Origin of the sequence: Roseateles chitinivorans, assembly GCF_050632145.1 — a bacterium.
Lineage (GTDB): Bacteria > Pseudomonadota > Gammaproteobacteria > Burkholderiales > Burkholderiaceae_C > Roseateles > Roseateles chitinivorans_B.
On the sequence record NZ_CP192577.1, the window covers coordinates 5,921,703 to 5,941,604 of the forward strand.

Below are 19,902 nucleotides of genomic sequence, written 5' to 3' on the forward strand. Positions count from 1 at the left end.
GGGCACACTGGGCGTCGATTTTCCGCCTCCCATGCCCTCGGTCGCCTCCTCCTCCTTCACCCCCACCTCGGCCCGCCAGCGGCTGGCGTACTTCCTCGGCCGGCCGACCTTCTACCTCTACCTGACCGGCGTGCTGATGCTGCTGGGCCTGCTGCTGGGCCATCGCTTCAGCGAACGTGCGAGTCTGGACCAGTTGAGTGCGCTGGCGACCGAGCGGCTCGAGCTTTACGCGTCCAACCTGCAGACGGAACTCGGCCGCCACGCCTACCTGCCCAGCCTGCTGGCCATCGACGGCGAGGTGACCCGGCTGATCGAACATCCCGACGACGAGGCCCAGCGCAAGGCCGCCAGCCTGCTGCTGGCTCGGGTCAACGTGCGGGCGGGGACGACGCAGATCTTCGTCGCCGACCCGGAAGGTCGCGTGCTCGCGTCCAGCGAGCCGCTGACGCCGCCGCTGCGGCTGCAGCAGGCGATCGAGCAGGACCGCCACCATTTCTTCGCCTCCGACGCCGGCCAGGCGGGGCTCAGCGGTTCGACCAACTTCTTCCTGCTGCATCCGCTGCGGCGCAACCAGCAGCTGCAGGGCGTCATCGTCGTGAAGCTCAACCTGGCGCCGCTGGAGTCGACCTGGGTCGACCTCGGGCTGCGCTCGCAGGGCGAGCGCATCCTGGTCTCGGACGACCAGGGCGTGGTGATCATGAGCTCGGTCGAGGACTGGCGCTACGCCGTGCTGAACCGCGCCGACTCGTCGGAGCGCGACCGGCTGCAGGCCAGCGCGCGCTACCCGCGGATCGGGCCGGACCTGGGCCTGCCCGGCGCGCTGGAAGCCTACAACAGCCTGCTGGTGCGCGCGCCCGCGCCGGCCAGCACGACGCTGCTGGCGCAGGAGCGGCAGCTGCTGCCGCTGGGCGTGCGCCTGCTCGCCCTGTCCGACCTGTCGGAAGTGCGGCGGCAGGCACGCCTGGCCGCATGGAGTGGCGCGGCCTTCGGCGCGGCGATCGGGATGCTGCTGCTCTACCTCGCGTCGCGTCGGCGCGCGCTGCGGCAGCTCTTCCACGCGAAGACCGAATTGCAGAACGCGCACGCGCAGCTGGAGCTGATCGTCGACGAACGCACGGCGGAACTCCGCCAGACCAACGAGGAACTGCTCGACCAGATCGCGCAGCGCCGGCAGGCCGAAGGCGAGCTGCTGCAGACCAGCAAACTGGCGGTGCTGGGGCAGATGTCGGCGGGCCTGTCCCATGAAGTGAACCAGCCGCTGACGGCGCTGCGCGCGCTGGCACGGAATTCGCAGAGGTTGCTGGAGGCCGGCCGCACGCAAGCGGTCGCGGACAACCTGCAGACGATGGACGACATGGTCGAGCGGATGGGTCAGATCACGCGCCAGCTCAAGAGCTTCGCCCGCAAGGCGGAGCCCTCGCGCACGGCGGTGTCGCTGCTGGCGAGCGTGAACAACGCGCGACTGCTGCTGGAGCACCGCACGCGTCAGCTGGACCTGCCCGTGGAGGTCGACGTGCCGCCGGGACTGAGGGTGAGCGCCGAATCGAACCGGCTGGAGCAGGTGCTCGTGAACCTGCTGGCCAACGGCATCGACGCGATCGCGTCGGAGCCGCCGCACGAAGGCCACCGGCGCCGGCTGCGCGTCGCGGCCGTGCCGGCGGAAGACGGCCGGCGCGTGCGCGTGCAGGTGCTGGACACCGGACCGGGGCTCAGCGAATCGCTGCTGCCGCGGCTGTTCGAGCCGTTCTTCACCACCAAGCCCGCCGGCGAAGGCCTGGGGCTGGGGCTGGTGATCTCTTCAAAGATCGTCCACGAGTTCGGCGGCGCGCTGCGGGCGCACCGCCTGGACCATGGCATGTGTTTCGAGTTCGACCTGGAGGTCGACACCTGGCAGGCCGAGGAGGGGCAGTATGTTTGAGGGCTACAAGGTCGTGTTCGTCGAGGACGACCTGCCGGTGCGGGTCAGCCTGACCCAGACGCTGGAACTCGAGGGGCTGGCCGTGGTGCCGTGCCGCTCGGCCGAGGAGGCGCTGCCGCATGTGCAGCCCGGTGCGCAGGTGATCGTCATCACCGACGTGCGGCTGCCCGGCATGGACGGACGCGCGCTGCTGGCGCACGTGCAGGCGACCGATCCGCAGATCCCGGTGATCCTGATCACCGCGCACGGCGACGTGAACATGGCCGTGCAGGCGATGCGCAACGGCGCCTACGACTTCATCGAGAAGCCCTTCGCGCCGGAACGGCTGCTGGACACGGCGCGTCGCGCGCTGGACCTGCGTCTGATCCGCCATTCGGCCGACGAGCTGCGCGCGCAGCTGTCGGCGGCCAGCGGCATCGAGGCGGCGCTGCTCGGCAAGTCGGGGGCGATGCAGCAGCTGCGGCGCCAGGTGCTCAACCTGGCCTCGACCTCGGCCGACGTGATGATCCTGGGCGAGACCGGCACCGGCAAGGAGCTGGTCGCGCGCTGCCTGCACGACCAGAGCCCGCGACGCGACCGCAACTTCGTCGCGATCAACTGCGGCGGGCTGCCCGAGGCACTGTTCGAGAGCGAGCTCTTCGGCCACGAGTCCGGCGCGTTCACGTCGGCGGGCAAGCGCCGCATCGGCAAGATCGAACACGCCAACGGCGGCACGCTGCTGCTCGACGAGATCGAGACCATGCCGGTCGCGCTGCAGATCAAGCTGCTGCGCGTGCTGCAGGAACGCCGCGTGGAGCGCCTCGGCTCCAACGAGGAACAGGTCATCAACGTCCGCTTCATCGCGGCCAGCAAGGCCGACCTCAAGGAGATGGGCGAGCGCGGACAGTTCCGCAGCGACCTGTACTACCGGCTCAACATCGCCACGCTGGTGCTGCCGCCGCTGCGCGAGCGCCGCGAAGACATCCCGCTGCTGTTCGAGCACTTCGTCGCCCAGGCCTGCAAACGCTACGAGCGCGAGGCACCGGAACTGACGCCCGAGAAGCTGCGCGAACTGATGGCCCACGACTGGCCCGGCAACGTGCGCGAGATCCGCAACGCGGCCGACCGCTTCGTGCTGGCGCTGGACGACCTCGACTCCTCAGCGGCGATCCAGGCCGTGCCCAACCTGGCGCTGGCGCGCCAGATGGAGATGGTGGAAAAGGCGCTCATCGAGCAGGCACTGCGCCGCTCAGGCGGCAAGGTGCCGGCAGCCATGGAGCTGCTCGGCACGCCGCGCAAGACGCTCTACGACAAGCTGCACCGGCACGGGATCCAGCTCGACGATTTCCGCTGAGCGCTCGGTCTTCCGACTCCCTCTCCCGCTTGCGGGAGAGCAACCGTGTCAAGCGACGGTGGGATTTCTCCAAGGCTCACCGGACTTGAGGATGGCGTTGAGGATGATCAGTAGCTTGCGCATGCACGCGGTCATGGCGACCTTGTAGGGCTTGCCTGAGGCGCGTAGGCGCGAGTACAGCTCCTTGATCGGCCCGTTGCAGCGCCTGGCGGTGAGCGCGGCCATGTACAGCACCGCGCGCACGTCTGCTCGTCCGCCCTGGATGTAGCGCTGGCCGCGCCGCCTGCCGCTGTCGTCGGCCATCGGCGCCAGCCCCACCAGCGCCGCCAGGCGCTTACGGTCCAAGCTGCCCAACTCAGGCAAGCGTCCCAGCAGCATCGAGATCGTGACTCGGCCAATGCCCGGCACGCTGTCCAACAGCTCGTACTTGGGCTGGTAGATCGTCGAGTCCTTCAAGCGACCGTCCAGATCCTTGTCGATCTCCTTGATCCGCTTGTCCAGCCACTCGATGTGATGTCGCACGCTCGTGCGCGCCACGTGCTTGACCGTGGCCAAGCGGTTCTTCTCCTGCGCGCGCATGGTCACCAGCTGCGCTCGTCGGTCCACCAACTCGATGATCTCTTGCTGCGTCTCGTCAGGCAGCGCGTACACCTGGGGGCGCATGCGATGGGCAAACTCAGCCAACACCTGAGCGTCCAGCCGGTCCGTCTTGGCAAGGACGCCGGCCGCCCGAGCGAAGTCGCGCACCCGCTTGGGATTGACCACGGCCACCGCGACGCCTGCTGCGCACAACTCGCTGGCCAGCGCTGCCTCGAAGCCACCGGTGGCCTCCAGCACCACCAGCGTCGGCGACAGTCGCTTGAGCTGATTCACCACCTCCGCCCGCCCAGCCTCATCGTTGTTCACCCGCGCAGTCAACTCGCCTGGCACGGCTGTGGTTGAACTGCAGACCTGGGCCGTATCCAGCCAAGCCTTGCAAACGTCGACGCCAACAAAGATCTCGTCGCTCATGACGTTGCCCTTCCTTGTGTTCGATACGGCCTCGATGGACCTCACAACCGTTCGGGCTATCCGTCACGGCGACCGAAGTAGGCCGCCACGACCCTCGCTCTCCCTCGGCATCGCGCCTTAGCGCCTACCCTGGGCGGATCGGCCTGTGGCGGCCTGGGCGTACTTTGCTACATACAAGGGTGGGGGTGAGGGCCAGCTGAGGTGGAAGTACGGGGGCCCTCTTTCCTTCGACGTCTCTGGGTCCGTATGGGAGAAAGATTTTCCCGGCTCCGCCGCGAAAACCCTTCCCCCATACACCGACGCAGCGCCGCACTGAGGCGGCCGCGCACCGAGGTGTGAGAGGGGGAGTACCGCGGCAGCGGTGGCGTTCAGGCCGCCTGGCTCGTTCCGTGCGACGCCCGGTCGAGAACTTCCTTGAGTTGATCGATCGTCGCCGGCTTGACCAGATAGGCGCTCGCGCCTCGACGGATCGCCTCGGCGGCATCACCCGGATCCGACGTCCCCGTCAGCATCACGACCGTCATCGGCCCCTGCAGCAGCGCCTCGGTCAGGAAGTCCATCCCCTGCCCGTCCGGCAGCGCCCGGTCCAGGATCAGCACGTCGGGCCGGTGCTCGGCGATGCGCTGACGCGCCTCGCGCAGGGTCCCGGCAGTGGCCGCGCTGTAGCCCTCGAGTTCAAGGAGGATGCCCAGCGTTTCGCTGGACTCGATGTTGTCGTCGACGATGACGGCGTGGGGAGGCATGGCAAACCCTGCGGCAAGAGGTCCACTGAGGAAGGCCGACGCGCGCAACGGAAGACGGCGCGCAACGGACGTGCGATTAGGCGAATCGGGAAGACTCGGCAATCGGTGTGCCTTCCCCATCGCCCTCCCTCTGAAGGACGGTCCGATATTCTTGCCGGTATCTGGAACACGCGTCGGACCCCTCGTCCGTAGGGGGCAGGACGGATGTTTGCCCTGCGCCTTTCTGACCATAATCCGCGCCTTCGCGGGACGGGGTTGCGGCAAGGGCCCGTTCCGGGCTGCGCATCCGCCTTGCCTCTCCAGCTTCATGACGACGACCGACGCCACGATCGAGACCGACCTGCTCCCCCGCCTGCGCCGCTGCACGGGGCCGCTGCACGACGACATCGAGGCGCTGCTCCGGCTGGAGGCACCGATGCCGCTGATGCGCTACGGCCGCATCCTGCGCGGCTTCCATGAGTTCCTCCAACTCTGGGAACCGCGCGTCCGCCAGGCCTTGCCCGAACGCCTGCACCCCTGGTTCGACGCCCGGGTGCGCTCGCCGTTCGCGGCGCGCGACCTCACCGCGCTGGCGCTGCCCGAGGACGGCACGGACGACGCGATGCGCGCCTCGGCCCTCGCGGCGCAGCACGGGCTGCGGCTGGACTCACCGGCGGCGGCGATCGGATCGCTGTACGTGATCGAGGGCTCGGCGCTCGGCGGCCAGGTGTTGACGCCGAAGCTGCTGGCCGCGCACGGCCTGACCCCGAGCACGGCACGGCCTACTTCCACGGCTTCGGCACCCGGACCGGCGCGATGTGGCGGGAGTTCCGCCAGCTCGCCCAGGCCGAGGCCGGCGCTGAGGAAGCCGACCGCGCCGTCGCCTGCGACGCGGCGGTGGACACCTTCCGCGCGCTGATCGCCACCTTCGGGCCGATCGATGCGCCGACGGCGTCCACGTCACCGCCGAGGTCCTCATGAACACCGACGCGCTGGCGCCCTCCCCGACGGACCTGCAGATCGCGCAGTGCGCGAGCGAGCCGATCCGTGTGCCCGGCGCGATCCAGCCGCACGGCTGGCTGGCGGCCGTCGACTGGCGCAGCGGCAGCCTGGTCGCGTTCAGCGAGAACTGGTCGGCGCTGCTGTCGTCCGCGCCGGACGCACTGCCCGCGCGCATCGAAGGCGCGCTGGACGCGGTCAGCAGCGTGCGCCAGGGGCTGGTCGACGGAGAAGGCCCCGTCTCCTGCGGCTCGCTGACGCTCGGCGAGCGCCGCCTGCACGTGTCGGGCCACCGCATCGGCGGTCTGGCTTACCTGGAACTCGAATCCGATACCGAGGACGCCGGCAACCGCGCGCCGATCTACAGCCTGGCACGCCACCTGGTGCCGATGATGCAGCGCACCGCCGCGGTGACCGAGCTCTGCCGCGTCGTGGTCGCGGAGATGAAGCGGCTGACCGGCTTCGGCCGCTGCCTGGCCTACCGCTTCGACGCGGACGGCCATGGCGAGGTGCTGGCCGAGGCGATCGACGCGGGTTACGACGCCTATGCCGGCCACCGTTTCCCCGGCTCGGACATCCCGCCGCAGGCGCGCGAGCTCTACCGCATCAACCACATCCGGCTGATCGCCGACGCGCACTACGAGCCGGTGCCGGTGCGCTTCGTCGACGGACGCGACGGCACGGCGCTGGACCTGTCGCAGGCCGCGTTGCGCAGCGTGTCGCCGGTGCATCTCGAGTACATGCGCAACATGCGGACGCTGGCGTCGATGTCGGTGTCCATCATCGTCGGCGGCAAGCTGTGGGGCCTGGTGTCCTGCCATGACCACGACCCGCGCCAGCTGTCCTGGCAGACGCGCATGGCCTGCGAGCATCTGGGGCAGCTGCTGTCGCTGCAGATCGAGGCCAAGGAAGAGAACGAGCAGGTCACCGAGCAGCTGCGGCTGCGGCAATTGACGCTGGCGATCGTGTCGCATCTGTCGGACAGCGACGCCACGCTTCAACGCCTGATCGAAGAACCCGGTCCGCTGCTGCGCCTGGCGCGCGCGACGGGTGCGGCGGTGATCCTCAACGACACCTGCTGGGCCGTCGGGGAAACGCCGGACCACCCGACGCTGCTGGCGCTCGGCCAATGGCTGGGCAACCGCATCGACGAGGTCTGGCACAGCGACCGGCTGCCGGTGGAGGCGTCGTCGCTGGGCGAGTCGCTGGACACCTCCGCGGCGCAGGCGCTGGGGCCGACGGCCGGACTGTTGGCGATCTCCATCTCCAAGCTGCACCGGCACCACATCGTCTGGTTCCGACCCGAGATCGTCCAGACCATCGTCTGGGCCGGCGATCCGCGCAAGGAATCGGCGACCGGCCAGGACTCGCGCCTGCATCCGCGCCGCAGCTTCGCGAGCTGGAAGCAGCAGGTCGGCGGCCGGTCGCTGCCGTGGACCCAGGGCGAGGTTCACGCGGTGCAGGAACTGCGTCAGGCCCTGATCGGCATCGTGCTGCGCCGCGCCGAGGAAATGGCCGAAGTCGCGATGGAGCTGGGCCGCGTCAACAAGGAACTGGAAGCCTTCTCCTACACCGTGTCGCACGACCTGCGCGCGCCGATGCGCCACATCGCGGGCTTCGTCGATCTGGTGCTGGAGATGGAAGGTGGGGCGTTGTCCGAGCGCTCACGCCGCTACCTCGCGCACGTGAAGGAAGCCTCCGCGCACGCCGGCCAACTGGTGGACGCACTGCTGGACTTCTCGCGGATGGGGCGCTCGGCGATCAAGCCCAGCTCGCTCAACACCGAGCACCTGATCGACGACCTGATCGCGGAGCAGACCACGCTGAACAAAGAGCGCCGCATCGAGTGGGCGGTGCAACGCCCGCTGCCGCGGCTGTGGGGCGACCCGGTGCTGCTGCAGGTGGCCATCCGCAACCTGGTGTCCAACGCCGTCAAGTACACGCGGCCGCGCGATCCCGCGCGCATCGAGATCGCCGGCATCGACAGCGACGAAGGCGTCGGCCTGAGCATCTCGGACAACGGCGTCGGTTTCCAGATGAAGTACGTGAACAAGCTGTTCGGCGTGTTCCAGCGACTGCACCAGACCGAGGCCTTCGAAGGCACCGGCATCGGACTGGCCAGCGTGCGACGCATCGTCGAGCGGCACGGCGGCCAGGTCGACGCCTGGGGCGAGGCCGACCGCGGCGCGCGCTTCCGCTTCACGCTGCCGACGCGCGCGATGTACGAGGCCTTGTCCGCCGAATCCTCCAGCGCATCTGCCAGCGCGTCTGCCGGCGCATCCTCCGGCGTCGCTTCCGGTTCCTCCCCGCCGCTCCCGGCGCCCTCCCCCTGCCGGTCCCACCGCGAGCGCTTCCGAGCGGCCCGCGCGGACCGACACCTCCCTTTTCTGACCCGAAGACCCCGAACGCCATGCTCAAGCCCATCCTGCTTGTTGAAGACGACGCCCGCGACCTCGAACTGACGCTGGTCGCGCTGGAACGCAGCCAGCTCGCCAACGAGGTGATCATCGTGCGCGACGGCGCCGAGGCGCTGGACTACCTGAACCGCGAAGGCGTGCACGCGGACCGCGCCGAGGGCAATCCGGCGGTGATCCTGCTGGACCTGAAGCTGCCGAAGGTCAACGGGCTGGAGGTACTGAAAGCCGTGCGGGCCACGGCGAACCTGAAGAGCATCCCCGTGGTGATGCTGACCTCGTCGCAGACCGAGTCGGACGTGGTCCACAGCTACGAGCTGGGCGTGAACGCGTATGTCGTCAAGCCGGTGGAGTTCAAGCAGTTCGTCGCGGCGATCGCGGACCTGGGTGTGTTCTGGGCCGTGCTCAACGAGCCGCCGCCCGGATCGCTGCGCGCCACGCGCCGCTACGAATGAACCATGACTGAATCGTCACCGCCGCCCAGCGACGCGGGTTCGCCGCCGCTGGAGATCCTGCTGCTGGAGGACTCGACCTTCGACGCCGAGCTGCTGCTCGCGTCGCTGGAGACGACGCATCCGCGCGCGCGGGTGACCTGGGTGAAGGACGAGGCCCAGTTGCTGGGCGCGCTGGAGACGCAGCGCTTCGACCTGATCCTGTCGGACTACCAGTTGCCGGGCTTCACCGGCGCGGAGGCGCTGACACTCGCGCAGCGGCTGGTGCCGGGCACGCCGTTCATCTTCGTGTCGGGCGTGATCGGCGAGGAGAACACGGTGGAGCTGCTCAAGCGCGGCGCCACCGACTACGTGATGAAGGGCCGGCTGACGCGGCTGCCGGTCGCGATCGACCGCGCGCTGCGCGAGGTGCGTCAGCGCGAGGCGCAGATCCAGGTCGAGGCGCAGCTGCGCGAGGCCGACGCGCTGTACGCGCGGGTCGTCGATTCGCTGCAGGACCATGCGGTGATCCTGCTGGACACCGAGGGCCGCATCCGCGACTGGAACCGCGCGGCGGGGACGATCTTCGGCCACGCGCTGGAGGCCGTGCGCGGCATGTCGGCCGAGGTCCTGCTGACGCCGGAGGACCGCGCGGCCGGCGTGCTGGAGAACGAGCTCGCGCTGGCGCTGACACAGGGCGCGGCGCGCGACGACCGCTGGCTGATGCGGCAGGACGGCACGCGGCTGCGCGCCGAGGGCGTGGTGACGCCGCTGTTCAGTGCGACGGGCGTCACGACGGGCTTCTCCAAGATCATCAAGGACTCGACGCCGGCCTACGAGGCGCAGCAGGCGCTGCGTCAGGGCAAGGAAGAGGCGGAGCGCGCCAACGAGCTCAAGGACCAGTTCCTGGCGGTGCTGTCGCACGAGCTGCGTTCGCCGCTGAGCGCGATCACGGGGTGGGCGGACATCCTGACCAACTTCTCCGACGCGCATCCGCTGCTGGGCAAGGCGTCGACGGTGATCCGGCGCAACGCGCAGCTGCAGGCGCGGATGATCAACGACCTGCTCGACATGAGCGCGGTGGTCGCGGGCAAGCTCATGCTGCAGACGACGCCGATGGACCTGTCGGCGCTGGCGTCGGATTCGGTGCTGGCGGCGTTGCATGAGGCGCAGGGCAAGGGCGTCGCGCTGAACTGTCATGCGGCGCGGCCGGTATGGATCTCGGGCGACGCGCAACGCCTCTCGCAGGTGCTCACGAACCTGATCGGCAACGCCCTCAAGTTCACCGAGAGCGCGGGCAGCGTCGACGTGCATGTGGAGGTCGAGGACGGCTGCGCGCTGCTGCGCGTGCGGGACACGGGGCGCGGCATCTCGCCGGAGTTCCTGCCCTTCGTCTTCGACCGGCTGCGGCAGGAGGACGGGTCCAAGACGCGCAAGGTCGGCGGCCTCGGCCTGGGGCTGGCGATCGCGCGCGCGATCGCGGAGCTGCATCAGGGCCGCATCAGCGCGGACAGCCCGGGCCCGGGCGGCGGCGCGGTCTTCGAGCTGCGCCTGCCGATGCTGAAGGACCAGGCGCTGGCGCCACCGCCGTGCGCCGAGCCGGTCGAGCTGTCGGACGACACGCTGTCGGGCGTGCGGGTGCTGCTCGTCGACGACGAGGAGGACGCGCGCGAGGTCGGTCAGGTGGCATTGAGCCGCCTGGGCGCGAAGGTCAGCGTGGCGACGAGCGCGGCGGAGGTGCTGTCGCGGCTCGAGGAGGGCGAGGAGCACTACGACCTGCTGGTGTCCGACATCGGGATGCCCGAGATGGACGGGCGCTCGCTGATCCGCGCGGTGCGGCAGTTGCCGGGAGGTAGCCCGGAGCAGTTGCCGGCAGTGGCGCTGACGGCGTTCGCGATGGTCGCGGATCGCCAGGAAGGCCTCTCCGCCGGATTCCAGGGCTACGTCGCCAAGCCGATCGAGCTGGCGGCGCTGACGCGCGCGATCCAGGTCGCGCTGGGTCGCAAGGCCGGCGGGGATTGAGGGGCAGCGCTCGGTGAATTTCTCAAGGGGCTCACGAGCCGTAGCGACCTTTCACAAGACGATTGGCGCCAGCGCGCTGTTATGCCTGTCGATCCCCTCCGGGGCCACATCCGTCATGGGCACGGCAGAGGTGAAGCTGCTGGAAGACGGCCGTCCCTGTTTCGCCGTGCCCGCCAAGGAGGCGAAGCGCGATCCTGCCGCTCGCCTGCAAGCGATCTCGGTCGCCGATGACGCGGAGCAATCCAACCGCAAGATGTGGGCGATGCATTTCCGCACGGTGGGTGGGCTGCCTGTCTTGTCGTTCTCGTGCCTCGCATACGGCCAGGCGCTGGAAGGCGGCACTTCGGAACCGGTGAGCGAGTTGCGAGACGGCAAGGTCTACTACGTGTCTCTCAACGTGAAACCCTCGGACCGCTCCGACCCCACGCGAGGTTACGACGCGAAGTTCTGCATCGTTGGCGCCGGTGCAGAACGACGGATCAAGCCCATTCCGGAGAGTTCGCCGAACTGGCAAACGGGACGATGCGAATGAGCGCCCCCGTAAACAAGGTCGTGCATCAACGACGGAGACCTGCTGCGCGAAGCGCCCGCTGCCTACGAGGACGAAACAGCTCTTTCGCTGCGCTGATGTTTCCTAGATCGCTCTTGGCGAAACCGTAAACGAAGAGCCAGGTCTCGAATTCCGGTTTGGCCACAATCGTCCGAAAACCGCCACGCTTTCCTTGACCGTTTCGGGTAATGCGCTTCTTGAACAACGCGCCACCGAGGTTTGCGTCAATCAAGCCCTGAGTCATTTCCCTGACGGCTCGACAAAGATCACCGTCTTTCAATCCTTGATCTCGCATCCACCTGCGAAACCGGCGCGCGACATACACGACCACATCGACCTCCGCGCATCACTGCGATGAAGGTCAGTGCCGGGTCTTGCGTGCGAACGATTCGTCCTGAAGGCGGCCTACTGATGGGTGGGGGCGCGGTGCCCGGACGATTTCAGAAAGTGGCTCTCGGACGGACCAGACTCGGCACGGCCAGCAGGACGATCAACACCGCCTCGAAGAGATCGAAGGCGAATGGACCGTCAGACGCGTACAGCTCCATGACATGGCGCCAGCCGAAGAAGAAGATGCTGAGCGCATAGAGCACCAGGAGCAGCATCGCGCCGACGCGGCGAACCGCCTGAGACAGACGCAGCATGATCAGCAACCCCACCAGCACGATCGCAGGCATGGCCGTCCAGACCGTCAGCGAGCCCACGAACGTGTACGCGAAGAGGCGAAAGCAGATCACGGCGATGACGACCAGCGTCAACAACGCCATGAGCAGCACACGAAGGGCCTTGAGGAGCGCTTCGAGCGACTGCGTTTCCTGATTCATGAAGTCATCCTGATGCCGATTGATCCAGGACGGATTGTGACGCCACGGACGATGGCCTCGGGCCAGAGGCAAGTCGCAAGAGAAACGGGCCGCGCCCCTTGTCGAAGCGCGGCCCGCGGTCAGCGGAAGACGGTGCTGCCGTCGTTCCGAAGTTCGATCCCGATCAGAACCGCTGCGACTGCATGAAGTCGTCGAAGCCCGCTTCCGCGAAGCGGAACCACAGGTTCTGGTCACGCCGGAAGTTGGCGTAATCCTCGTAGACCTTCTTCCAGTTCGGATTCTTCGCCGACAGCTCGCTGTACAGCGCCATCGACTCCTTGAACGCCAGGTCCATGGTGTCCTTCGGGAAGCGCATCAGCTTGGTCTTGGCCGCCACCAGCTGCTTGAGCGCCTGCGGATTCAGCACGTCGTACTTGGCCTGCATGTCCACATGCACGTACGCGGACGCCGCCTCGACGATCGCCTTGTACTCGGGCGACAGTCCTTCATAGGCCTTGGTGTTGATGAAGAAGTCGACCTGCGGGCCGCCCTCCCACCAGCCGGGGTAGTAGTAGAACGGCGCGACCTTGTTGAAGCCCAGCTTCAGGTCGTCGTACGGGCCCACCCATTCCGCCGCGTCGATCGTGCCCTTCTCCAGCGCGGAATACAGCTCCCCGCCCGGCAGGTTCTGCGGCACGCCGCCCATGCGCTCGATCACCCGGCCCGCGAAGCCGCCGATGCGGAACTTCAGGCCCTTGAAGTCCGCCGCAGACTTGATCTCCTTGCGGTACCAGCCCGCCATCTGCGCGCCGGTGTTGCCGCCGGGGAAGTTGATGATGTTGTAGTTCCGGTAGAACTCACGCATCAGCTTCAGACCGTTGCCGTGGAAGGTCCACGCCGTCATCTGCCGCGAGTTCAGTCCGAACGGGATGGACGCGCCGATCGCGAAGGTCTCGTCCTTGCCGAAGAAGTAGTACGGCACCGTGTGCGCGATCTCGACCGTCGCGTTCTGCACGCCGTCGACCACGCCGAAGGCCGGCATCAGCTCGCCGCCCGCATGCACGCTGATCTGGAACTTGCCGCCGCTGAGCTCGCTGACCTTCTTGGCGAAGACCTCGCCACCGCCGTAGATCGTGTCGAGCTGCTTGGGGAAGCTCGACGCCATCCGCCACCGGATGTTGGCCTGCGCATGCACGATGGCCGGTGCCGCACCCGCGGCCAGCACGCCGGCCAGGCCGGCATTCTTGACGAACGAACGACGCTCCATGAAGTCTCCAATTTTCGTTGGTATCGGCGCCGCATCACGGGCACCTTCCGAGCCGAGGCCCGAGCGAAAAGAGGATTAACCACCGCACGGCTGGCGTCAACCTGACAACCCCGGAGAGCTCCCCAAAGCGAAGCGGCGCCCAAGGCGCCGCTTCATCGGAGATCGGTCGAGGTCAGTCGGCGATCACGCGCCGGCGAGCTTCATGTTCTCCAGCAGGATTGAGCCCACCGTCTTGCTGCCCAGCGTGTACGTGTCTGCGCCGATGCCCACGATCTGCTTGAACATCTCCTTGACGTTGCCGGCGATCGTGATCTCGTTGACCGGGAAGGCGATGACGCCGTTCTCGACCCAGTAGCCGCTCGCGCCGCGCGAGTAGTCGCCCGTCACGTAGTTGACGCCCTGCCCCATCAGCTCGGTGACGAACAGGCCGGTGCCCAGGCGCCGCAGCATCGTCGGCAGGTCGTCGCCGGGTGCCGTCGCCTTGCTGCGCATCGTCAGGTTGTGGGAGCCGCCCGCATGGCCCGTCGTGCGCAGGCCCAGCTTGCGCGCCGAGTAGGTCGACAGGAAGTAGCCCTTGAGCACGCCCGCGTCGACCACGGTGCGCGCCTTCGTCACCACGCCCTCGTCGTCGAAGGGCGAGCTGCCCTTGCCCTTGACGATGTGCGGATCCTCGACGACCTCCACGTGCGGCGACAGGATCTGCTGGTCCAGGCTGTCGAGCAGGAAGCTCGCGCGGCGGTAGAGCGCTCCGCCGCTGGTCGCCTGCACCAGCGCGCCCAGCAGCCCGGCGGCGACCGGGGCCTCGAACAGCACCGGCACGCTGGCCGTCTTGACCTTGCGGCCCTTGAGCCGCGCCAGCGCGCGCTCGGCGGCATAGCGGCCGATGGTTTCGGCGGAGGACAGGTCCGCCGCGTCGCGCATCGAGCTGTACCAGGCGTCGCGTTCCATGCCCGCGCCGCGTCCGGCGATCGGGGCCACCGACACCGAGTGCCGCGAACTCGCATAGCCGCCGCGGAAGCCGCGCGAGTTGCCCGAATAGAAGTGCGACTGCTGCGCCGAGACCGCCGCGCCTTCCGAGTTGGTGATGCGCGGGTCCGTCTTCAGCGCCGCGTCCTCGCAGCGCAGCGCCAGCTCGGCGGCCTGCTCGGCGGTGATCGCCCACGGATGGAACAGGTCCAGCGACGGCCGCGCCGCTTCGTCGAGCGACAGGTCCTGCTCGTCCGGCAGGCCGGCGAACTCGTCCTCGGCCGTGAAGCGCGCGATGTCGTAGGCCGCCCTGACCGTGTCCTTCAGCGCCTGCGGCGAGAAGTCCGAGGTGCTCGCGTTGCCTCTGCGCTGGCCCAGGTAGACCGAGATGCCCAGCGACTTGTCGCGGTTGCGCTCGACGTTCTCGAGCTGGCCGCGCCGCACCGACACCGACATGCCGCTGCCCTCGGACACTTCCGCGCCGGCCTCGCTGGCGCCCTGGTGTTTGGCTTCGGCCAGGACGTCCTCGATCAACTGGCGGAAATGATCCTGGCTGTAGGCGAATCCTTGCTCGGCTTGACTCATGAATGCGGTCTCTTTGAAAGCAGCGCGGCCTGGGGGAATCCGAGGCCGCGGCGGGGTGGCGACTATCATACGGTCGCTGTGCCCCGCCCTCCCGGTCGGGGCTTCTCGCTTTCCCCTCTCATGAACGCCGACCACGACGACCACGACGACCGCGCGGACTTCGACGACCTCGAAGACGACCGCCCCAGCAAAAGCCAGCTCAAGCGCGACATGGATGCGCTGCAGGCGCTGGGCGAAGAGCTGCTCACGCTGCCCGAGAAGCGCGTGGCCGCGCTCGACCTGCCCGAATCGCTGCTCGACGCGATCAAGGAAGGCCGCCGCATCGTCGCCGGCACCGCCCGCAGCGGCAAGAAGCGCCACCTGCAGCTGATCGGGAAGCTGATGCGCCAGGTCGATCCCGAGCCGATCCGCCAGGCCGTCGCCGAGTTCAAGCTCGGCCGCGCGCAGGACTCGCTGGAGCTGCACCAGGCCGAACGCTGGCGCGTGCGACTGGTCGAGGAAGACAGCGCATTGCAGGGCTTCATCGACAGCTTCGACGAGGTCGACACCCAGCAGCTGCGCAGCCTGATCCGCGCCGCCCGCAAGGACCGCGCGCAGGCGCCCGAGCAGCGCAACGGCCGCGCCTGGCGCGAGCTGTTCCAGTTCGTGAAGGGCCATGTGCTCGCCGGCAAGGACAGCGCCCCGGCCAACGAGGACGCGGATGCCTCCGACGAGGACGACGATGAGTGAGCAGGCGGCCCCGTCGGACAACGGCGCGGGTTTGCCTCCGCCGGAACCGGTCCGCATCGGGATCGTGTCGATCAGCGACCGCGCCTCCAGCGGCGTCTACGAGGACAAGGGCCTCCCGGCGCTGCAGGACTGGCTGCGCTCGGCGCTGATCAATCCGATCGAGTTCCAGCCGCGGCTGATCCCCGACGAGCGCGAGCTCATCGCGAAGACCTTGCGCGAGCTCGTCGACGAGACCGGCTGCCACCTCGTGCTGACCACCGGCGGCACCGGCCCCGCGATCCGCGACGTCACGCCCGAGGCGACGATGGACGTCGCCGACCGCGTGATGCCGGGCTTCGGCGAGCAGATGCGGCAGATCTCGCTGCGCTTCGTGCCGACCGCGATCCTGTCGCGCCAGGTCGCGGTGATCCGCGGCCAGGCGCTGATCATCAACCTGCCCGGCCAGCCCAAGGCGATCGCCGAGACGCTGGCCGGCCACGAGGCCGCCAGCGGCATCTTCGCCGCCGTGCCGTACTGCATCGACCTGATCGGCGGCCCCTACCTCGAGACACGCGACGCGGTCTGCGCCGCGTTCCGCCCCAAGACCGCCCAACGGCCGAAGCGCCCGGGCTGACCACCCCTGCGGCCTCCACGAGAGGCCTCCACAGACGCAACCCCGAAGCAACACCCATGAAGATCACCAAGGACACCATCGCCACCGTCGAACTGAAGGTCGCGAACAAGCTCGGCCAGATCATCGAGAAGACCGACGAGCCGATGGCGCTGCTGATCGGCGGCTACGGCAACACGCTGCCCGTCGTCGAAGCCGCGCTGGAAGGCCAGGAAAAGGGCTTCGCCACGACGATCGAGCTGACGCCCGAGACCGGCTTCGGCGAGCGCGACGAGAGCCTGCTGATCACGATCCCGAAGAAGGACTTCCCGCCCGGCGTGAAGGTCGGCGGCCAGATCCAGATCCGCCAGGCCAAGGACGGCGAGGAAGAACCGGCGGCCGACGACGGCTTCCACGTCTTCACCGTCGTGAAGGTCAAGGGCGACACCGTTCACCTGGACGGCAACCACCCGCTGGCCGGCCAGCACCTGAAGATCAGCGTCAAGGTCACCGACGTCCGCGCCGCGTCGCAGGAAGAGATCGAGCACGGTCACGCGCACGGCGCGCACGGGCACCATCACTGATCGCTGCGGAGCCCCTCGATGGGGGATCTCGAAAGAACGAAGGGCGCCATCGGCGCCCTTCTGCATTTCCCTCCGGAACGGACGGGGATCAGCGGCGCTGACCGTCGATCACTTCACCAGCCGCGACAGCTCCGCCGCATCGAAGTGCTCGCCCTGCTGCGCACCTTGCGGCACGCAATCGGTCTGCTCCTGCTCGGACAGCTTCGCGATCGCCTGCCAGAGCAGTGCGATCTGGTGCTCCTGCGTGGCGGCATTGTCGATCAGGCCCTTCATGGCCAGCGCCACCGGGTCGTCGCCCTGCGTCACGCCGTAGGCCGAGAAGCCCATCCGCGCCGCCGCTTCCTCACGTCTGGCGTCGAGCTTGGCCTCGATGACACGGGCCGGGTTTCCGACCGCCGTCGCACCGGGGGGCACCGGCTTGGTCACCACCGCGCCGGAGCCGACGCGCGCGCCCTCCCCGACCGTGAAGCCGCCGAGGATGCAGGCGTTCGCACCGACGATGACGCCGCGCTCCAGCGTCGGGTGCCGCTTGGCGCCCTTCACCAGCGAGGTGCCGCCCAGGGTCACGCCTTGATAGATGGTGACCTCGTCGCCGATCTCGGTCATCTCGCCGATGACGACGCCCATGCCGTGGTCGATGAACACACGCCGGCCGATGGTCGCGCCGGGGTGGATCTCGATGCCGGTCAGGAAGCGGCCGATGTGGGACGTGAAGCGCCCCAGCCAGCGGAAACCACGCAACCAGAACCAGTGCGCACAGCGATGCATCACCAGCGCGTGCAGACCCGGGTAACAGGTCAGCACCTCCCAGGCCGAGCGGGCGGCGGGGTCGCGTTCGAGGATGCAGGCGATGTCTTCGCGAAGACGCTGGAACATGGTGGGGGGACCCGATGGCAGCCCGCGAGGGGCTGGAGCTGAGGGTCGGCCAGTTTAGCGGCGGGTCCCGACCTTGCCCGGCGCAGGCTTACTGGCCTGCCGCGCGGGCGCCACGTCCTGGACTACTCGTCTCCCCCGAGTGCGGGGGCGTGCCGGCGGCGGGGTGGGTCTTCTCGATCGCACGGGCGATGCCGCGCAGGATGTGGATCTCTTCCTTCGTCAGCCCGGCGCGATTGAAGAGCTGGTTCAGACGCGGCATCAGCTTCTTGGGCGAGGCCGGGTCGAGGTAACCGAGGTGGACCAGGCTGCTTTCCAGATGCGTCAGCAGGCCTTGCACCGCCTGCGCGTCGGCGAGCTGCGGATCGGCGGTGCGTGCCTCCACCGCGAAGCCGCCCAGCGCCTGGCGCCAGTCATAGGACACCAGCTGCACCGCTTGCGCGAGGTTCAGCGAGCCGTAGTCCGGATGCGTCGGGATCGACAGCACGGCATGCGCGCGGTAGACATCCTCGTTGCTCATGCCGTAGCGCTCGGATCCAAAAGGAAGGCCACCTGATGGGGGTCGGCTCGCCCGTCGCCAATTCGGAAAAGAGGGCCCTGGGCTCGCGCGTCGGCGGCCCGAAGTCCCGCGGCGTCATCGCCGTGGCGCAGACGAAGGTGCAACCGTCGAGCGCGTCCTCGACACGGTCCACGATGCGCGCACGCGCCAGGATGTCGGCGGCGCCGCTGGCCATCGCCACGGTCTCCTCCTGGCTCAGCACGTCGGCGAAGCGGGGCCGCACCAGCACCAGGTCGCGGAAGCCCATCACCTTCATCGCCCGCGCGGTGGAGCCGACGTTGCCGGGGTGGCTGGTCTCGATCAGCACGAAACGTGTCGGATCCGACGTCGGAGAGAGAGCGGTCGTGCCGGAGTCAGCCGGGGGCATAGGGGAAACCACGAGTCTGTGTCAAAATGGCAGATTATCCGCGCCGGCCCCTCTCCCGCGATTCAATTCGCCCTGAGATCCGACGCCCGCTCTTTCCTTTCGCCAGTCCACTTCCCACAGGAACCGTCCCGCATGACGCAAGCCGCTCACCATCCCATGCTCAACGTCGCCATCAAGGCGGCGCGTACCGCCGGCGCGATCATCAACCGCGCGTCGATGGACCTGGACATCCTGAAGATCAACACCAAGTCGCCCAACGACTTCGTGACCGAAGTGGACCAGGCCGCCGAGCAGGCGATCATCGAGACGCTGCTGCAGGCCTACCCCGACCACGGCATCCTGGCCGAAGAATCCGGCCGCGAATACGGCGCGAAGCATTCCGAGTACCAGTGGATCATCGACCCGCTGGACGGCACGACCAACTTCATCCACGGCCTGCCGTTCTACTGCGTGTCGATCGCGCTGGCGCACCGCAACATCGTGCAGCAGGCCGTTGTCTACGACCCGACCCGCAACGACCTGTTCTACGCGACCAAGGGCCGCGGCGCCTACCTGAACGACAAGCGCATCCGCGTGAGCAAGCGCACCCGCATGAGCGACGCGCTGATCGGCACGGGCTTCCCGTTCCGCCGCGGCGACAACTTCAAGCGCTACCTGAAGATGTTCGAGGAAGTGATGACCGAGGTCGCCGGCGTGCGCCGTCCGGGCGCTGCGGCACTGGACCTGTGCTACGTGGCCGCCGGCCATTACGACGGCTTCTTCGAGACCGGCCTGCACCCGTGGGACGTGGCCGCCGGTTCGCTGATCATCCAGGAAGCGGGCGGTCTGGTGGGCAACTTCACCGGCGAGCCGGACTTCCTGCACCAGCGCGAGATCGTCGCCGGCACGCCGCGCATCTACGGCCCGCTGGTCCAGATCCTGGCACCCTACACCCGCGTGATCACGCAGGACGCGCTGGACGCCGATGCAGAAGCGGCGGCCGGCGGAGCGCCGACCGACAAGGCGGCCCCCAAGAAGAAGGCCGCGGCCACCACCGAAGGGGGAACCGACGCGCCGAAGAAGCGTGCGCCGGTGCGCATCAAGAAGAACGACGGCGGCGCAGAGGCCTGATTCCATCGGCCTTCCCGGCGATCCGCGGCGTCATTGACGCCGATCAAACAGAGCCCTCCCCTTGGAGGGC

General features: G+C 68.4%; 18 protein-coding genes and 1 pseudogene. 11 read left to right on the forward strand and 8 right to left on the reverse strand.

The window, feature by feature from the left end; genetic code table 11:
- Positions 1-31: 31 nt before the first annotated feature.
- Complete coding sequence (locus ACQ86G_RS27115; RefSeq protein ID WP_431258178.1) at positions 32-1,918, forward strand: sensor histidine kinase; 1,887 nt, start codon at positions 32-34, stop codon at positions 1,916-1,918.
- Entirely contained in the window at positions 1,911-3,251 is a 1,341-nt protein-coding gene (locus ACQ86G_RS27120) for a sigma-54-dependent transcriptional regulator (protein ID WP_088403805.1), read from the forward strand. Before ACQ86G_RS27115 ends, ACQ86G_RS27120 begins: the two co-directional genes overlap by 8 nt.
- 48 nt (positions 3,252-3,299) lie before the next feature.
- Here ACQ86G_RS27120 and ACQ86G_RS27125 read toward each other — a convergent pair whose 3' ends face one another.
- Together ACQ86G_RS27125 and ACQ86G_RS27130 are read right to left on the reverse strand one after the other, a co-directional pair.
- Positions 3,300-4,262, reverse strand: coding sequence for an IS110 family transposase (locus ACQ86G_RS27125; RefSeq protein WP_431258179.1), 963 nt, complete (start codon positions 4,260-4,262; stop codon positions 3,300-3,302).
- Between the two features lie 368 nt (positions 4,263-4,630).
- Positions 4,631-5,005: a response regulator gene (locus ACQ86G_RS27130; protein WP_431258180.1), complete on the reverse strand. Its 375-nt coding sequence runs from the start codon at positions 5,003-5,005 to the stop codon at positions 4,631-4,633.
- 307 nt (positions 5,006-5,312) lie between these two features.
- Between ACQ86G_RS27130 and ACQ86G_RS27135 the strand changes: the two genes are divergently transcribed.
- The 5 genes from ACQ86G_RS27135 (at position 5,313) to ACQ86G_RS27155 (ending at position 11,382) form a co-directional block, all read left to right on the forward strand.
- A complete protein-coding gene (locus ACQ86G_RS27135; RefSeq protein WP_431258181.1) occupies positions 5,313-5,903 on the forward strand; it encodes a biliverdin-producing heme oxygenase in 591 nt (196 codons plus the stop codon).
- A 58-nt stretch (positions 5,904-5,961) separates the two neighbouring features.
- Entirely contained in the window at positions 5,962-8,445 is a 2,484-nt protein-coding gene (locus ACQ86G_RS27140) for an ATP-binding protein (RefSeq protein ID WP_431258182.1), read from the forward strand.
- Positions 8,394-8,852, forward strand: coding sequence for a response regulator (locus ACQ86G_RS27145; protein ID WP_431258183.1), 459 nt, complete (start codon positions 8,394-8,396; stop codon positions 8,850-8,852). Before ACQ86G_RS27140 ends, ACQ86G_RS27145 begins: the two co-directional genes overlap by 52 nt.
- A 3-nt stretch (positions 8,853-8,855) precedes the next feature.
- Positions 8,856-10,850, forward strand: coding sequence for a response regulator (locus ACQ86G_RS27150; protein WP_431258184.1), 1,995 nt, complete (start codon positions 8,856-8,858; stop codon positions 10,848-10,850).
- 115 nt (positions 10,851-10,965) lie between these two features.
- Entirely contained in the window at positions 10,966-11,382 is a 417-nt protein-coding gene (locus ACQ86G_RS27155; protein WP_431258185.1) for a hypothetical protein, read from the forward strand.
- Positions 11,383-11,407: 25 nt separating this feature from the next.
- Here ACQ86G_RS27155 and ACQ86G_RS27160 read toward each other — a convergent pair whose 3' ends face one another.
- The 4 genes from ACQ86G_RS27160 to pmbA form a co-directional block, all read right to left on the reverse strand.
- The gene (locus tag ACQ86G_RS27160; protein ID WP_431258186.1) at positions 11,408-11,731 is read right to left on the reverse strand and encodes a type II toxin-antitoxin system RelE/ParE family toxin; all 324 of its coding nucleotides are present in this window, start codon (positions 11,729-11,731) and stop codon (positions 11,408-11,410) included.
- A 109-nt stretch (positions 11,732-11,840) separates the two neighbouring features.
- The gene (locus tag ACQ86G_RS27165; RefSeq protein WP_431258187.1) at positions 11,841-12,224 is read right to left on the reverse strand and encodes a hypothetical protein; all 384 of its coding nucleotides are present in this window, start codon (positions 12,222-12,224) and stop codon (positions 11,841-11,843) included.
- 163 nt (positions 12,225-12,387) lie between these two features.
- Positions 12,388-13,470: a TRAP transporter substrate-binding protein gene (locus tag ACQ86G_RS27170; RefSeq protein ID WP_431258188.1), complete on the reverse strand. Its 1,083-nt coding sequence runs from the start codon at positions 13,468-13,470 to the stop codon at positions 12,388-12,390.
- 183 nt (positions 13,471-13,653) lie between these two features.
- Positions 13,654-15,021: a metalloprotease PmbA gene (pmbA, locus tag ACQ86G_RS27175; RefSeq protein ID WP_431258189.1), complete on the reverse strand. Its 1,368-nt coding sequence runs from the start codon at positions 15,019-15,021 to the stop codon at positions 13,654-13,656.
- A 120-nt stretch (positions 15,022-15,141) separates the two neighbouring features.
- On the opposite strand from pmbA, the gene yjgA reads away from it, so the two are divergent.
- From yjgA to ACQ86G_RS27190, 3 genes are read left to right on the forward strand one after another with little or no spacing between them, the layout of a single operon-like run.
- On the forward strand, positions 15,142-15,750 hold the full coding sequence (gene yjgA / locus ACQ86G_RS27180) for a ribosome biogenesis factor YjgA (RefSeq protein WP_431258190.1): 609 nt from the start codon (positions 15,142-15,144) through the stop codon (positions 15,748-15,750).
- Entirely contained in the window at positions 15,743-16,363 is a 621-nt protein-coding gene (gene mog, locus ACQ86G_RS27185) for a molybdopterin adenylyltransferase (RefSeq protein WP_431258191.1), read from the forward strand. Before yjgA ends, mog begins: the two co-directional genes overlap by 8 nt.
- A gap of 56 nt (positions 16,364-16,419) precedes the next feature.
- Positions 16,420-16,923, forward strand: a complete 504-nt coding sequence (locus ACQ86G_RS27190; RefSeq protein WP_431258192.1) for an FKBP-type peptidyl-prolyl cis-trans isomerase — start codon at positions 16,420-16,422, stop codon at positions 16,921-16,923.
- Between the two features lie 108 nt (positions 16,924-17,031).
- Here ACQ86G_RS27190 and cysE read toward each other — a convergent pair whose 3' ends face one another.
- Both cysE and ACQ86G_RS27200 read right to left on the reverse strand, forming a co-directional pair.
- A complete protein-coding gene (cysE, locus tag ACQ86G_RS27195) occupies positions 17,032-17,799 on the reverse strand; it encodes a serine O-acetyltransferase (RefSeq protein WP_067270039.1) in 768 nt (255 codons plus the stop codon).
- A gap of 88 nt (positions 17,800-17,887) precedes the next feature.
- Positions 17,888-18,722 (reverse strand): annotated as a pseudogene (locus ACQ86G_RS27200) (RNA methyltransferase).
- 132 nt (positions 18,723-18,854) lie between these two features.
- Here ACQ86G_RS27200 and ACQ86G_RS27205 point away from each other — a divergent pair.
- The gene (locus ACQ86G_RS27205) at positions 18,855-19,832 is read left to right on the forward strand and encodes an inositol monophosphatase family protein (RefSeq protein ID WP_431258193.1); all 978 of its coding nucleotides are present in this window, start codon (positions 18,855-18,857) and stop codon (positions 19,830-19,832) included.
- Positions 19,833-19,902: the final 70 nt, after the last annotated feature.